This window comes from Veillonella orientalis, assembly GCF_018406505.1.
Lineage (GTDB): Bacteria > Bacillota > Negativicutes > Veillonellales > Veillonellaceae > Veillonella > Veillonella nakazawae.
Genome location: NZ_AP022322.1, coordinates 684,707 through 699,329, shown reverse-complemented (window position 1 = coordinate 699,329; position 14,623 = coordinate 684,707). Strand labels below are relative to the sequence as shown.

Sequence of the window (14,623 nt, the reverse complement as noted above, 5' to 3'; positions counted from 1 at the left end):
ACTTACCCCTTTTGTATTGTACCGTAGCAAACCCAAGTTTGTGCTTTATCAATATAGGCAGGTACAGTTTCACCAATTGATAAAGAATCGTCTTTCGGGAATAACACCATTTTATTGCCCGATGTCCGACCAAACCACATATCTTCATCACGAGGACTTGGCCCCTCTACAATAATATCAAACACTTGCCCTTCCATAGGTTTATTTAGTTCATAAGAGATTTCATTTTGCACGTCCATCAATGTTTGTAAACGCACGCGTTTAACCTCTTCCGGAACTTGATCATCCATAGTCGCTGCTGGCGTACCAGAACGTTTAGAATAGATAAACGTATATGCCATATCATAACGAACATCTTTTAATAATTGTAGTGTAGCTTGGAAATCTTCCTCTGTTTCCCCAGGAAAACCTACAATAATATCTGTAGTAACCACTACATCTTTAATTTTCTCACGACAGTACGATAGTAGTTCTTTATAATGCTCCACTGTATAATGTCGGTTCATTTTCTTCAAGATACGGTCCGAACCAGATTGAATCGGTAAATGTAAATGAGTAACAATATTAGAAGAACGACCAAGGGCATCTATCATAGATTTAGTCATATCTTGAGGATGACTTGTCATATAACGAATACGTTCAATACCTGGAATACCATCAAGAGCGTCCACTAATGTACCAAAATCAGTACCATCTTTAAAATCTAAGCCATAAGAGTTTACATTTTGCCCCAACAAAGTAATCTCTTTAAACCCTTTTGCCCCTAGTTCGGTTACCTCTTTTACGATGGCCTCTACAGGACGACTAATTTCTCTACCACGAACGTGAGGAACGATGCAGTACGTACAGAACTTATTGCACCCATTCATAATAGGTACCCATGCATAAAAAGTACCATTAGGTTTTGCTTCCAATTCAGGTAACACGGAATTATCCATATCTACATTGATTTGGTGTGTATGACCTCGTTGTACCTCTTCAATCATTTCATTAATATGTTGAATATTATGAGTACCTAAGACAATATCAATATGGGGAGCGCGCTTAAACATTTCTGCTTGATTCTTCTGTGCCATGCATCCTGTAACAGCAAGAATCAAGTTTTTATTTTTTCTCTTCAGTCTCATTAGCTCACCTATGCGGCCATAGACTTTTGTTTCTGCATTCTCACGTACTGCACAAGTATTTAATAATATTAAATCTGCAGTTTCTACATCCTCTGTAGGTGTATAGCCAACAGATTCTAACTGATGCGATAAGCGCTCAGAATCAGCAGTATTCATTTGACAACCATAGGTGTAAATATAATAAGACTTCATTCTAACTCCTATACTTTAACAATCTTACGTTTTGTTTCTATAATATTTTTAACTTTTATGGACATCCGTTCAATAGACATGCCTGTAATGTATTCAATCTCATTGCGTACAGATTTTTGTACTTGCTGCATCAATGTTTTTACAGGATAACCATGTTCAATAACAACAGCCATATCAACAACGAGACCATTTTGGCCTTTATCACCTTTTTTGAAAGAAATAACACTAGACTCGTCAACACCAGCTACTTTTTTAAGGCCATTGCGAATCAATTTAATAATTACATCATCATCAAAGGTGAGTCGTCCATAATAGCTGAAAGCAGGGCGTACTACAGAACGTTCAAAGCCTTCTGACCCAATTTGCCCCAATGTATCTTGGTCTTGTTTTTTTAATGTACGTCGACGCCACATAGTTTTGATTGGATCAATTAAGTACCCTCTAAAGTGAGGTTTCAATTCCATCGTTGGAACTGGAATAATATGTTTACCTTCTTTTAGACGAGCATGTTGTGCCTTTTCAATTTCTTTAGGTGTAGCAACGTCCTCAATGCGAATATACCGATCAGGATCTTGCAAGCCTAATGCTTTAGTAATTTTCTTAACCATATTATCGGATGTACCAATAATCATAAGTTTATTAGGATTGATTTTATCTAATTGCTCACGTACTGATTTTACTTGCACTTCATCTTGGAAAATGGCACGACGAACAGCTTTTAATCGGCTAGATTCCTTCTTAGCAGAAAAACCTGCTACAATCTTATTATCGTGAATTAAAATACCATCATCGATAATACATTCAATATTGTTTTCATGAGCAACTACGAGCGCACGATGGCTTTTACCAGTGCCACTACTACCTACAAATGCAATGACTTCCATAGTCAACCTCATTATTTATAACAAACTAATAAATTCTGATACATTCTCAGATGATACCAAGTAGTCTCCAAATTTATCTGGTGCTTTTCCTGGAATACCATGATAATCAGAACCACCTGTAATAAACAAGTTATGTTTTGTTGCTAATGCTTTATATCGTTTCACATCATCATCGTTATGTTTAGTATGGTAGACCTCCATACCATCAAAATCATAAGCTAACATTTCTACTACATACTCATCACTAGATACTAATTTAGGATGAGCCATAACGGCAAGGCCTCCAGCTTTATGAATAATATCAATAATATATGGAACCTCAACCTTAACCTTAGGCACATAGCAAGGACTATCTTTTCGGAGAATACCTTTAAATACATCATTGATATCCTTGGCGTAGCCACCATCAATTAATAATTGTCCAATATGTGGACGCCCATAAGCTTGTGTTTTAGGAAATTTTTTGAGTAGGTCATCTTTTGATATTAAATATCCAACATTATTACAACGTTTAATAATTTCATCGATTCGTTCTTCTCGTTTTGATTTAAAATACTTAATAAAATCTCTTAATTCCTTATTAGTTTCATCAAAACGATAGCCCAAAATATGAATCGATTTATCTTTATAATCGGCACTAAACTCACAACCATTAATAATTTTAATGGTTTTCTCTGGATCTAATTGTTCCTGAGCGGTACGCAATGCTTTAATACCATCGATTTCATCATGATCAGTCAAAGCCATCATAGATAGATTACAATCTAATGCATGACGTAATAATTCCTCTGAACTTTTGACTCCATCAGAATAGATAGAGTGCATGTGAAAATCTACAAGCATAGAGCACCTCCCATTACAAATATCCTATCTTTTAATTATGACTGATTTAGTCTATTAATTCAAGTTTAGAAAGAAAAATTGCGACCCTAATGAGTATTCACTAGAATCGCAATTTATTATAAATCTTGAAGTAATTCAGTAACCTTAGTTGCTACAGAATCAATGGCACATGTAATGGCCTCTCCAGACTTACGAATTTGAATTTCTACTTCATTATTTTCAAGTGTATTTTTACTTACTGTAATACGAAGTGGATAACCAATTAAATCAGCATCCTTAAATTTTACACCAGCTCGATCTTTACGGTCATCAAGTAACACATCTACACCTGCATTTTGTAATGCACTATAAATGGTTTGACTTGTGGACATCAAAGCTTCGTCTTTAGCATTAATAGGTACGATAACAGCTTCAAATGGTGCAATAGAGCGAGGCCAAATAATACCATTTTCATCGTGGTATTGTTCAATAGCTGCAGCTAATGTACGAGATACACCAATGCCATAACAGCCCATAATCATTGGATTAGGACGACCATTTTGGTCTAAGAATGTAGCTTGTAATGCTTCAGAATATTTTGTGCCTAATTTAAACACTTGACCAACTTCAATACCTTTGGCATGTTCTAATGCACCACCACAAGTTGGGCAAACATCGTCATCTGTAATTAAACGAATTGGTGCAATAATAATATCTTCTACATTAAAGTCACGTTTAGGGTTGATATTAACATAGTGCGCATCTTTTTTATTGGCACCACCACAAACATTGTAAGATTCCATAACAGATTCATCTACAACAATAGCAAACTCCTCTGTTTGTTTTAATCCTACTGGACTGATGAAGCCAGCTGTTAAGCCCACTTTTTCTAATTCTTCAGGTGTAGCCATTTCAGGTTCTACAGAACCCAAAACTGCATGTTGTACTGCCACTTCATTAACTTCATGATCACCACGAACAATTGCTAATACCACTTTACCATCAATGGAGAATACTACAGCTTTGATAGTTTTATGTAGTGGTAAGTTCAACATTTCCGCCACAGCTTCAATAGTACTTGCATTTGGAGTGTCCACAACGGATAACTCTTGTAGTGCTTCTTCTTCCTGTTTCATAATACCAGGTTTACCAATTTCAATATTTGCAGCATAGTCACATTTTGTGCAATATACAATATCAGCTTCACCAGCTTCAGCAATTGCCATAAATTCATGTGTTCCACTACCACCGATGGCACCACTATCAGCTTCTACAGGACGGAATGTAAGACCACAACGCGTAAAAATACGTGTATATGCATCATACATAGATTTATAAGATTCGTCTAAACCAGCTTCATCTACATCAAAAGAATATGCATCTTTCATAATAAATTCGCGACTACGCATCAAACCATAACGTGGACGACGTTCATCACGGAATTTACTTTGGATTTGATATAAATTTACTGGTAATTGACGATAGGAGTTAATCTCATTTTTTACAAGAGTTGTAATCATCTCTTCATGAGTTGGCCCCAAGCAGAATTCATTATCATGACGATCATTGATACGCATCATTTCTGCGCCATATGCGTTCCAACGGCCAGACTCTTTCCAAATTTCTGCAGGTTGTAAGATAGGCATCATGATTTCTTGAGCACTAGCACGATCCATTTCTTCTCGTACAATGGCTTCAATTTTTTTGATACTTCTCCACCCTAATGGCAAAAAGCTATATAAACCATTTGCAGTTTTGCGCATAAAACCTGCGCGAAGCATAAGCTGTTGGCTAACTACATCAGCGTCAGATGGAACCTCACGCAATGTAGGTGCATATAATTTAGTGGCTAACATAAAGACTCCTCATCTAAGTTTTCTAAATATTGATCAATTTCTCTAAATAATGTATCTACTAATTCAGCTTCTGGCACAGTCTTGATAACTTCCCCTTTACGGAAGACAATACCTTGTCCATTACCACCAGCAATGCCGAAATCAGCCTCACGAGCCTCACCAGGCCCATTTACGACACAACCCATAACAGCAACTTTAATCGGAGCTTTAATAGATGCTAAGCGCTCCTCTACAATTCCCGCCATGTCAAACAGATTAACTTGGCATCGGCCACATGTAGGGCAGGAAATCATTGTAGCACCAAAGTTGCGTAATCCCAAGTTACTTAAAATACTTCGGCCTACTTCTATTTCATGTATTGGGTCACCCGTTAAAGATACCCGTAATGTATCACCAATACCGTCTAATAATAAAGCACCAATGCCCATAGCAGACTTAATGGTACCTTGTTTTATCGTCCCAGCCTCAGTAACACCTAAATGTAAAGGATAAGGAATCTTATCGGATAACTTACGATAGGCTTCTACCATTAAAGGAACTTCCGTTGCTTTAATGGATAATTTCATTTGGCGATAGTCGAGCTTTTCGAGAATTCGCACATGTTCTAATGCAGTCTCTACCATACCATCTGCTGTAGGATGACCGCCATGAGCATCGAGGATATGCTTAGGTAAAGAACCAGCATTGACACCTATACGAATTGGAATTTGTTTAGGTTTAGCTTTTTCAATAACAGCTAATACCTTATCTTCGCCCCCAATATTTCCTGGGTTAATACGCAATCCATCTACATTATTCTCAATAGCTTCTAAAGCTAATTTATAGTCGAAATGAATATCAGCAATTAAAGGAATATCGATACCAGCACGAACTGCTTTTAAAGCTTTTGCAGATGCCATTGTAGGTACTGCAACACGTACTAATTCACAACCAGCCTCAGCTAAGCGATTTATTTCAGCAATAGCCTTTTCCGTGTGAACCGGATCAGTGGTAATCATAGATTGAATGCTTACCGGTGCATAATCACCTATTTTAACTGTACCTACATAGATACCATTTGTTGGTTTACGTACAATCATTGTAATCTCCCATCTATCTTATAGTAATCGGAATATATCCTGAGTTGTTACATATAAGAATAATGCTACCATCAAAGCAACACCAACCATTTGAATATACATAAGTGCCTTAGCAGGTAACTTACGACCTGTGATAGCTTCAGCCAAAATAATAATTAAATGACCACCATCTAATACAGGTAATGGCAAAAGATTAATAACCCCTAAGTTAATACTTAAAAATGCAGCAAAACTTAATAGTGGCGCAAAGCCAGATTGTGCAATAGTACCAGCCATTTGTGAAATCCCTACGGGTCCAGATAGCTCTGCTGCCTGTGTGCCTCGAATCATATCATATAAGCCACTTAACATAGCAACAATTGTTTGACCTGTGCGAGTAACGGCTAAACTAAAAGATTCTCCAATACTATAAGTTTCTCGAGTATAACTAGGATAAATACCAATTTTAGGACTATCCTGTTCCATTTTTGGAATCACTGTAGTTTCTACAGTTTCTCCTTCTCTATCTACTACAACAGTAACACCATGATTGGCAGTACCTTGTAGGCTAGGACGGATTTCATCCCATGTAGAGATCTTTTTACCATCGATAGTAAGAATTCTATCGTTAGATTGTAAATGTGCCTGTTCAGCAGCGCTACCTGGGATGATATTACCAATAACAGGATCATTTGTATACGTGAGATTACCTACTGTTGCATTGAGACCAAAGAATAAAACTATGGCCAATAAAAAGTTAAATACAGCCCCTGCAGAAATAACAATAAATTTCTTCCATGCAGGTTTAGTATAAAATGAGCGCTCATCAAGAGGCTCGTCAGGTGTCATACCTGCAATACGATTAAATCCACCAAGAGGAATGATACGAATCGAGTATAAAGTTTCCCCTCTTTGTATTTTGAATATAGCAGGTCCAAAACCAATAGCAAATTCATCTACTTGCATACCTGACATTTTTGCTGTAATGAAATGGCCTAATTCATGAATAAACACGATTAAACCAAATACAAATATTGTGGCTAATGCCGTTGTCATATTTACTCCTATACCATCAATGATGTAGCCTTTTCTCGAGCCCATCTATCAATGGCTAATAAATTGTCTAATGTAAAGTCATCTTCAGGTCCCATAGATTCAAGGACTGAAGTGACGACTTTATAAATATCACCAAAGGCGATTTTATCATCTAAAAATGCATAAACTGCAGTTTCATTTGCAGCATTAAACACAGCTGGTTTAAAACCGCTCGATCGGCCCACTTCATAAGCAAGACGAAGAGCCGGGAAATCATCATATCGAGGTGGCAAGAATTCTAATTGTAAAACCTTGGAAAAATCAAGGTGATTCATATGTAAAGTTTCACGTTTAGGATATGTCAAAGCATACTGAATAGGCTCTCTCATATCGGGATTCCCCATTTGTGCTAAGATAGCCCCATCTTTCATTCGTATCATCGAATGAACAATGCTTTGTGGATGTACCACTACGTCAATATGATCAAAATCAAAACCAAATAGCCAATGAGCTTCGATTACTTCTAACCCTTTATTAAATAGAGATGCAGAGTCAATCGTAATCTTGTTGCCCATATTCCAAGTTGGATGACGTAGGCAATCAGCAGCTGTGGCAGTTTGAATTTTATCAGAATCCCAAGTGCGTAAAGGACCACCAGAAGCGGTAACAATTAAGGAATCAACATTCTCGCGATTTTGCCCTTCTAAACACTGGAATATTGCGCTATGTTCACTATCAATAGGTAGAATTTGTACGCCATACTCCTTAGCCAAAGATGTAATCAATGGTCCACCAGCAACTAATGTTTCCTTATTAGCTAGACCTATAGTCTTACGTTTCTTTATAGCCTCCACAGTAGGTTCAATACCAGCAGCACCTACAATAGCAGTTACAACCATAGTAGCTTCTTGTATTGTTGCTGCCGCAATGAGCGCTTCCTTGCCACCTACCAGTTTTGTAGGACCTATATAGCGGCCTTGTAGCTCTTTAAAAGTATTTTCATCAACTAGACCGGCTACTAATGGCTGATATTCTTTAATTTGTTTTTCTAAGAGGTCAATATTATGATGTGCCACTAAGGCAACCACCTTGAATTGATCTGGATGTTGAGACACCACATCTAGTGTCTGTGTACCGATTGAGCCAGTACTGCCAATAATACTTAGGTATTTCATAAGCTTACCTCTATTAGATTAGAACGAGAATAGTAATATATAAATCAATGTAATAGGTGCCGTAAATAATAAGCTATCAAACCGATCCAATACACCGCCATGACCTGGTAATAAAGTACCAGAATCTTTCACATTACATAATCGTTTAATCTTTGATTCAAATAAATCACCTAATGGTGCTAATATACCACTGATCATACCAACATGAATCCCCATCCACCATGGAATACCCACGATATACGAAAATACTGCGCCTGTAATGATACAGCCTATAAAACCACCAATAAAACCTTCTAATGTTTTATTAGGACTAATGGATGGTACAATCTTCCGTTTACCAAAGGCACGACCTGCAAAGTATGCAAAAGTATCACTAGCCCACGTAGTAAACAATAATAACCAAAGTGTAATTGTTCCCCAGTTATGTAGTTCAAAAGGCATTGATAAAGACATGTAAATAGAGTCATGACGAATCATGAGCAAAGAAATCATGCCAATACCAACATATAATAGACCAAATACACTAAAAGAAACACTAGCTAAAGAGTATTTATTTTCACCAAATGTACATAACATATAATTGGCTGATAAACTCAATACTAATATAGCAGTTGCTAAAATATACTGATGACATGCAAAGGCAATCATCAATAATAAAATACTAATATACCCCCATAAAATGGACATTCGCACATGTTTAGCTTTACCTAGTAAAACAAACTCACGCCATCCCAATAGAGCTAATAATGTAATAAGAACATCATACACAGATCCGCCTAATGTAATGGCCCCTAAGGCAATAATAAAACCTATAACAGCGGTTATAACACGTGTTTTTAACATTTTTTATTCCTCATCGCGTAAGCCACCAAATCGGCGTTCTCGTTTTTGATATGCTGCAACAGCTTCCAATAATGTTTCTTTAGTGAAATCCGGCCAATGTAAATCAGTAAACCAGAATTCAGCATAAGCTAGCTGCCACAATAAAAAGTTACTAATTCTAAAATCACTACTTGGACGAATTAATAAGTCTACATCACTAAACTCCTTCGTGAAAAGTTGGGAGCTAACATAGTCTTCTGTAATATCGTCTGTAGTTATAGTTCCATCTGCAACAGAGTTTGTAATGTTGCGGATAGTTCTTACTATTTCATCACGCCCACCATAGTTTATAGCTAACTGTAAGGTAAGGCCTGTATTATTCTGAGTTAATAATTCTGCATCGCAAATAATCTTTTGAAGCTCATCAGAAAGAGCACTAATATATCCAATAAAGCGAATGCGTACATTATGTTCATGCATATACTTAACATTATTGTTTAAGTATTCTTTTATGAGAGCCATAAGTAAAGAAACTTCCTGTTCAGGACGCTTCCAGTTCTCTGTGGAGAAACCATATACCGTAAGAGCTCTAATTCCAATCTCATCTGCAGCAATAACAATCTGCTTTAATACGTCGGCTCCTGCACGATGCCCCATAGATCGTGGCATCCCTCTTCGTTTAGCCCAACGACCATTGCCATCCATAATAATAGCAACGTGTTTTGGTATTGCATTACTATCAATATCAGGCGTATCAGATGGTTTACGGTTAAATAATTTCTTTAGCATAGTCTACCTCGATAGAATTTCCGAAGTCGCTGGCAATCATTGGTCTATACACTAGTATATGTAAACACTCATCAACCTTGGTAATACGTGCTACATAAAGTCCTTTATCGGCAATATCAAAAAAGCGATTAAAGGATCCCCCAATCATTACCTTAAAAGGAATATGGGCAGCCTGCAAACGAGACTTTGCAAGCTGCCATGGCATTCCAATAAGGCTATTAGAATCTAACATTATACTTCTAATACGTCCTTTTCTTTTACTGCTTTTAACTCATCAATCTGCTTAATTTTAGCATCTGTAAGTTTTTGGATTTGATCTAAACCGTCTTTAGCATCATCTTCAGTAATTGTTTTAGCTTTTTCTTCTTTTTTCAATGCATCATTTACATCACGACGAATGTTACGTACTGCAACTTTAGCATCTTCAGCTTTTTTATGAACAACCTTAACGATTTCTTTACGGCGCTCCTCAGTTAATTGAGGAATAGTTAAACGAATTTGAGCACCATCATTACCTGGGTTTAAACCAAGATCAGATTGTAAAATTGCCTTTTCAATGGCACCAATCATAGTTTTATCCCAAGGTGCAATTACAATCATGCGAGGCTCAGGTACAGAGATATTCGCAACTTGGTTAATTGGAGTAGGGCTACCATAATAATCAACCATTACTTTATCAAGCAATGCTACACTAGCACGGCCTGTACGAATAGATGCGAATTCATGTTTTAAAGCCTCAATAGACTTATTCATGCGTTCTTCTGCTTGTTGTAACAATTCTTTAATTTCCATTTGAATTATTCTCCTCGAACAATGGTACCAATCTCTTCACCTTTAGCGGCTTTTGTAATGTTACCCGGAATGTCCATGCTAAATACGATAATAGGAATATTGTTATCTTTACATAAAGTTGTGGATGTTGCATCCATAACCTTTAATTCTTTTGTAATGATATCATTATATGTTAATTCATCAAATTTAACGGCATTAGGATTCGTTTTAGGATCAGAATCATATACACCGTCAGCAAATTTCTTCGCCATCAGAATTGCATCTGCTTCAATTTCAGCAGCCCGTAATGCAGCAGTCGTATCTGTAGAGAAATATGGTTTACCAAGACCAGCACCGAAGATTACGATACGTTTTTTCTCTAAATGACGGATGGCACGACGACGAATATAAGGTTCTGCAATTTCTTGCATTTCGATAGCAGTTTGAACGCGAGTATCTACGCCTGCTTGTTCTAATGCATCTTGCAATGCTAAGGAGTTCATTACTGTTGCTAGCATACCCATATAGTCAGCTGTAGCACGATCCATACCTTGGTTACTACCAGCTAATCCTCTCCATAAGTTACCGCCACCAACAACAATTGCGATTTCTAAATCAGTGGATTTTGCTAAAGCAGCAATTTCTTTTGCAAATTCTTCAACAACATCAGGGTTAATACCAAAACCTTGTTCACCCGCTAATGCTTCACCACTCAACTTCAAAACAATACGTCTAAAGTTTCTCTTTGCCATGTGTTTACTCCTCTATTGCAAAATAAGAGAACACTGTACGGTGTTCTCTTATTATTTCTTAATTATTTACCAACAGATGCCATTACTTCAGCTACGAAGTCATCTTGGCGTTTTTCAATGCCTTCGCCCAAACCGTAGCGAACAAAACGACGTACGTTGATGTTTTCACCGATTTTTGCAATATTTTCATTAATGATGTCTGTAACTGTTTTGTCGCCATCTTTAATGAATACTTGTTCTAATAGGCAGTTCTCTTTATAGAATTTTTCAATACGACCAGCAACCATTTTTTCCAAAACAGCTTCAGGTTTTGGTTTACGGCCAGCTTTTACGTCTTCTTCAGCTTCTACTTTAGCTTGTTCCAACAATACTTGTTTTTCGTGTTCGATTACTTCAGCAGGAACTTCTTCACGGTTCAAGTATGTAGGGTTTACAGCTGCGATTTGCATTGCGATATCGCGTGCCAAGCTTTGGAAATCATCAGTTTTAGCAACGAAGTCAGTTTCGCAGTTAACTTCTACCAATACGCCAATACGACCACCAGCATGGATGTAAGATTGTACTACACCTTCAGCTGCGATACGACCTGCTTTTTTAGCAGCAGCAGCTAAACCTTTTTCACGAAGAAGGTCAACCGCTTTTTCGATATTACCGTCAGTTTCAACCAATGCTTTTTTAGCGTCCATCATACCTGCGCCAGTCATGTCGCGCAATTCTTTTACCAAAGCAGCAGTAATTGCCATTATTTTGTTCCTCCTAGTATTAATTAAGGTAAGGATATAGTCCTTACCCTAATTATATATGTTATAGATTTATCTTTCAAATGCTAATCAGAAATGATTTAGTAGCTTTGCAGAATTATTCCGCAGCTTCAGCACCGTCCAAGGATTCGCCTTGACGACCTTCAAGAACAGCGTCAGCCATTTTACCAGCCAATAATTTTACAGCGCGGATAGCGTCATCATTTGCTGGGATTGGGAATTCTACTTCATCTGGGTCACAGTTAGTGTCAACTGTTGCAACAACTGGAATACCCAATTTTTTAGCTTCTGCAATAGCGATTTTTTCTTTTTTAGGGTCAACTACGAAAAGAGCACCTGGCATTTTAGGCATATCTTTGATACCGCCAAGGTATTTTTCCAATTTTTCCATTTCATGACGAAGACCGATAACTTCTTTTTTAGGCAATACTTCGAAAGTACCATCTTCTGCCATAGCTTCCAATTGTTTTAAACGTTTAATACGAGTTTCAATTGTTTTGAAGTTAGTCAACATACCGCCCAACCAACGTTCGTTAACGAAGAACATGTTAGCGCGGATAGCTTCTTCTTTAATAGCTTCTTGAGCTTGTTTTTTAGTACCTACGAACAAGATTACTTCGCCTTGGGAAGCAACTTCGCGTAAGAAAGAGTAAGCTTCTTCTACTTTTTTAACTGTTTTAGACAAGTCAATGATATAAATACCATTGCGTTCAGTGAAGATGAATTTCGCCATTTTAGGGTTCCATCTTCTAGTCTGATGACCAAAGTGTACACCAGCCTCTAATAATTGTTTCATTGATACTACTGCCATTGTGGCACCTCCTGTTAATTAACCTCCGCCGCTTCATCCTTCGGGTCACCCAAAATTAGGCACAGTACCGAAGTCCACCGACGTGCATATTTTTCATACCTGATAATTTTAACAAATAATTATTGTAAAAGCAAGCAAGGAGTGAGGATTTCTTTAAGAATCCATCACTCCTTATTTTAATTTAATAAATGAATCATCAATAGACTATATTAAAGCTTGTATTCTATATCGCAGATACTAATATAAATATTAATTATTGCGAATAGATTCAATCATATGTGCTCGATCATCAGCGCCAAATACAGCAGATCCTGCTACTAAAACAGTAGCACCTGCTCTTTTAATTGGGACACATGTAATATCATTAATGCCACCATCTACTTCAATAACTGCAGTTGTATTATCTACTTCTTCTAGTAGCATTTTAGCTTGCTTAACTTTTTTAATAGCATTTGGAATAAAAGATTGTCCACCAAAGCCAGGATTTACAGACATAATTAAAATCATGTCTAGATCAGCAGCCACATCCTCTAACAAGGACACTGGTGTACTTGGATTAAGTGCAACCCCTGCTTTCATGCCACATTGTTTAATATGTTGGATTAAACGATGCATATGTGGCACAGTTTCTTGATGAAATGTAAAATACTCTACACCAATCTTTGCAAATTCTTCTACATAGTCACCAGGATTTGTAACCATTAAGTGAACATCAAATGGTAATTGTGTATAAGGACGGATGGCTTTCACGATAGGTGCACCAAATGTTAGGTTTGGTACAAAATGACCATCCATAATATCAATATGCAATAAATCAGCTCCAGCTAATTCAATAGATTTTATTTCTTCGCTTAATGTTGCAAAATTTGCAGAGAGCATAGATGGTGCAATTTTAATCATTTTAAAACCTCTTTCGTTGACTTTCTATGTCATTACGTATAGACATATATGCATCATATCGTCCTTGATGAATATGGCCTGCATCTAAAGCATCTTTTATGCCGCAAATAGGTTCATGTTCATGATAGCAAGGATTAAATTTACATGTATCAACATAATTACTAAATTCAGGGAATAATGTAGGTAACCGTTCTAATGAAACATCGTTAAACTCAATCGCACTAAATCCAGGTGTATCCATAATGAAAGAATCTGAATCCAAACTATATAAAGAAGCATGACGGGTGGTATGTTTACCGCGCTTTATTTTGTCACTAACCTCACCCGTTTGGAATGCAAACTTAGGATCAACAGCATTTAATAGACTACTTTTACCAACACCAGAAGGGCCTGCAAAGGCAGTTACCTTATGCGCTAACACACGACGTAACTCATCAATACCTGTCATATTATATGTAGATGTCATCAATACTTCATAGCCGATAGATTTATAAAGCTTTACCATGGCTTCTGTATCTGGATCCATCAAATCACATTTGTTAATACATAATACAATCGGGATATCTGCATGTTCAATCATGACAAGCATTTTATTTAATAAAAGCTCATTAATATCTGGTTCATGAGCAGCTACAACCAATACAACTTGATCAATATTAGCTACCGCAGGTCTAACCATGGAATTATGACGATCGAGGATGGACTCAACGAATCCATCCTCAGAAATCGTAACACGATCACCGACAAGTAAACTGTAGCGACCTTTCTTTAATCTACCTCGAACTTTACATTCATGAACAGTACTTGCATCGTCTTGTACATAAAAGTAACCATTCATATTTTTGACAACAATACCTGTAATCATAAT

General features: G+C 37.0%; 16 protein-coding genes. All 16 read right to left on the bottom strand.

Annotated features, from left to right (window positions below; all coding sequences use genetic code 11):
- Positions 1-2: 2 nt before the first annotated feature.
- The 16 genes from miaB to rsgA all read right to left on the bottom strand — a co-directional run bounded on the left by miaB (position 3) and on the right by rsgA (position 14,620).
- Complete coding sequence (gene miaB / locus VEIS1202513_RS03165; RefSeq protein ID WP_060924636.1) at positions 3-1,319, bottom strand: tRNA (N6-isopentenyl adenosine(37)-C2)-methylthiotransferase MiaB; 1,317 nt, start codon at positions 1,317-1,319, stop codon at positions 3-5.
- Positions 1,320-1,327: 8 nt separating this feature from the next.
- Positions 1,328-2,203: an Asp23/Gls24 family envelope stress response protein gene (locus tag VEIS1202513_RS03160; RefSeq protein WP_060924637.1), complete on the bottom strand. Its 876-nt coding sequence runs from the start codon at positions 2,201-2,203 to the stop codon at positions 1,328-1,330.
- Between the two features lie 15 nt (positions 2,204-2,218).
- The gene (locus tag VEIS1202513_RS03155; RefSeq protein ID WP_213467813.1) at positions 2,219-3,046 is read right to left on the bottom strand and encodes a PHP domain-containing protein; all 828 of its coding nucleotides are present in this window, start codon (positions 3,044-3,046) and stop codon (positions 2,219-2,221) included.
- Positions 3,047-3,162: 116 nt separating this feature from the next.
- A complete protein-coding gene (locus VEIS1202513_RS03150) occupies positions 3,163-4,881 on the bottom strand; it encodes a proline--tRNA ligase (RefSeq protein WP_213467812.1) in 1,719 nt (572 codons plus the stop codon).
- Positions 4,875-5,960 carry a flavodoxin-dependent (E)-4-hydroxy-3-methylbut-2-enyl-diphosphate synthase gene (gene ispG / locus VEIS1202513_RS03145; protein ID WP_119206407.1) on the bottom strand — a complete coding sequence of 362 codons (1,086 nt, stop codon included), beginning with the start codon at positions 5,958-5,960 and terminating at the stop codon, positions 4,875-4,877. Before ispG ends, VEIS1202513_RS03150 begins: the two co-directional genes overlap by 7 nt.
- An 18-nt stretch (positions 5,961-5,978) precedes the next feature.
- Positions 5,979-6,995 (bottom strand): RIP metalloprotease RseP, encoded by a 1,017-nt coding sequence (gene rseP, locus VEIS1202513_RS03140; protein WP_156719089.1) that lies wholly within the window; start codon positions 6,993-6,995, stop codon positions 5,979-5,981.
- An 8-nt stretch (positions 6,996-7,003) separates the two neighbouring features.
- Positions 7,004-8,149, bottom strand: coding sequence for a 1-deoxy-D-xylulose-5-phosphate reductoisomerase (locus VEIS1202513_RS03135; RefSeq protein ID WP_213467811.1), 1,146 nt, complete (start codon positions 8,147-8,149; stop codon positions 7,004-7,006).
- A gap of 18 nt (positions 8,150-8,167) precedes the next feature.
- Positions 8,168-8,992, bottom strand: a complete 825-nt coding sequence (locus VEIS1202513_RS03130; protein ID WP_213467810.1) for a phosphatidate cytidylyltransferase — start codon at positions 8,990-8,992, stop codon at positions 8,168-8,170.
- A 3-nt stretch (positions 8,993-8,995) separates the two neighbouring features.
- A complete protein-coding gene (uppS, locus tag VEIS1202513_RS03125) occupies positions 8,996-9,760 on the bottom strand; it encodes an undecaprenyl pyrophosphate synthase (protein ID WP_213467809.1) in 765 nt (254 codons plus the stop codon).
- Positions 9,741-9,965: a hypothetical protein gene (locus VEIS1202513_RS03120; protein WP_242013239.1), complete on the bottom strand. Its 225-nt coding sequence runs from the start codon at positions 9,963-9,965 to the stop codon at positions 9,741-9,743. Before VEIS1202513_RS03120 ends, uppS begins: the two co-directional genes overlap by 20 nt.
- A gap of 26 nt (positions 9,966-9,991) precedes the next feature.
- Positions 9,992-10,552 carry a ribosome recycling factor gene (gene frr / locus VEIS1202513_RS03115; protein ID WP_024066542.1) on the bottom strand — a complete coding sequence of 187 codons (561 nt, stop codon included), beginning with the start codon at positions 10,550-10,552 and terminating at the stop codon, positions 9,992-9,994.
- A gap of 5 nt (positions 10,553-10,557) precedes the next feature.
- Complete coding sequence (gene pyrH / locus VEIS1202513_RS03110) at positions 10,558-11,283, bottom strand: UMP kinase (RefSeq protein WP_024066541.1); 726 nt, start codon at positions 11,281-11,283, stop codon at positions 10,558-10,560.
- A gap of 62 nt (positions 11,284-11,345) precedes the next feature.
- The gene (gene tsf / locus VEIS1202513_RS03105; RefSeq protein WP_156719085.1) at positions 11,346-12,026 is read right to left on the bottom strand and encodes a translation elongation factor Ts; all 681 of its coding nucleotides are present in this window, start codon (positions 12,024-12,026) and stop codon (positions 11,346-11,348) included.
- 115 nt (positions 12,027-12,141) lie between these two features.
- On the bottom strand, positions 12,142-12,855 hold the full coding sequence (gene rpsB, locus VEIS1202513_RS03100) for a 30S ribosomal protein S2 (RefSeq protein WP_060924643.1): 714 nt from the start codon (positions 12,853-12,855) through the stop codon (positions 12,142-12,144).
- Between the two features lie 249 nt (positions 12,856-13,104).
- Positions 13,105-13,755 (bottom strand): ribulose-phosphate 3-epimerase, encoded by a 651-nt coding sequence (gene rpe / locus VEIS1202513_RS03095; RefSeq protein WP_105094332.1) that lies wholly within the window; start codon positions 13,753-13,755, stop codon positions 13,105-13,107.
- A 1-nt stretch (position 13,756) separates the two neighbouring features.
- Positions 13,757-14,620: a ribosome small subunit-dependent GTPase A gene (rsgA, locus tag VEIS1202513_RS03090; RefSeq protein ID WP_213467808.1), complete on the bottom strand. Its 864-nt coding sequence runs from the start codon at positions 14,618-14,620 to the stop codon at positions 13,757-13,759.
- Positions 14,621-14,623: the final 3 nt, after the last annotated feature.

Excerpts from the sequence above, each read along its gene's own strand:
- ispG (WP_119206407.1), bottom strand. The coding sequence starts at position 5,960 with ATGATTGTACGTAAACCAACAAATGGTATCTATGTAGGTACAGTTAAA.
- rsgA (WP_213467808.1), bottom strand. The coding sequence starts at position 14,620 with ATGATTACAGGTATTGTTGTCAAAAATATGAATGGTTACTTTTATGTA.
- VEIS1202513_RS03120 (WP_242013239.1), bottom strand. The coding sequence starts at position 9,965 with ATGCCATGGCAGCTTGCAAAGTCTCGTTTGCAGGCTGCCCATATTCCT.
- VEIS1202513_RS03150 (WP_213467812.1), bottom strand. The coding sequence starts at position 4,881 with ATGTTAGCCACTAAATTATATGCACCTACATTGCGTGAGGTTCCATCT.
- pyrH (WP_024066541.1), bottom strand. The coding sequence starts at position 11,283 with ATGGCAAAGAGAAACTTTAGACGTATTGTTTTGAAGTTGAGTGGTGAA.
- miaB (WP_060924636.1), bottom strand. The coding sequence starts at position 1,319 with ATGAAGTCTTATTATATTTACACCTATGGTTGTCAAATGAATACTGCT.
- rseP (WP_156719089.1), bottom strand. The coding sequence starts at position 6,995 with ATGACAACGGCATTAGCCACAATATTTGTATTTGGTTTAATCGTGTTT.
- tsf (WP_156719085.1), bottom strand. The coding sequence starts at position 12,026 with ATGGCAATTACTGCTGCTTTGGTAAAAGAATTGCGCGACATGACTGGC.
- VEIS1202513_RS03135 (WP_213467811.1), bottom strand. The coding sequence starts at position 8,149 with ATGAAATACCTAAGTATTATTGGCAGTACTGGCTCAATCGGTACACAG.
- rpsB (WP_060924643.1), bottom strand. The coding sequence starts at position 12,855 with ATGGCAGTAGTATCAATGAAACAATTATTAGAGGCTGGTGTACACTTT.
- VEIS1202513_RS03130 (WP_213467810.1), bottom strand. The coding sequence starts at position 8,992 with ATGTTAAAAACACGTGTTATAACCGCTGTTATAGGTTTTATTATTGCC.
- VEIS1202513_RS03155 (WP_213467813.1), bottom strand. The coding sequence starts at position 3,046 with ATGCTTGTAGATTTTCACATGCACTCTATCTATTCTGATGGAGTCAAA.
- VEIS1202513_RS03160 (WP_060924637.1), bottom strand. The coding sequence starts at position 2,203 with ATGGAAGTCATTGCATTTGTAGGTAGTAGTGGCACTGGTAAAAGCCAT.
- uppS (WP_213467809.1), bottom strand. The coding sequence starts at position 9,760 with ATGCTAAAGAAATTATTTAACCGTAAACCATCTGATACGCCTGATATT.
- frr (WP_024066542.1), bottom strand. The coding sequence starts at position 10,552 with ATGGAAATTAAAGAATTGTTACAACAAGCAGAAGAACGCATGAATAAG.
- rpe (WP_105094332.1), bottom strand. The coding sequence starts at position 13,755 with ATGATTAAAATTGCACCATCTATGCTCTCTGCAAATTTTGCAACATTA.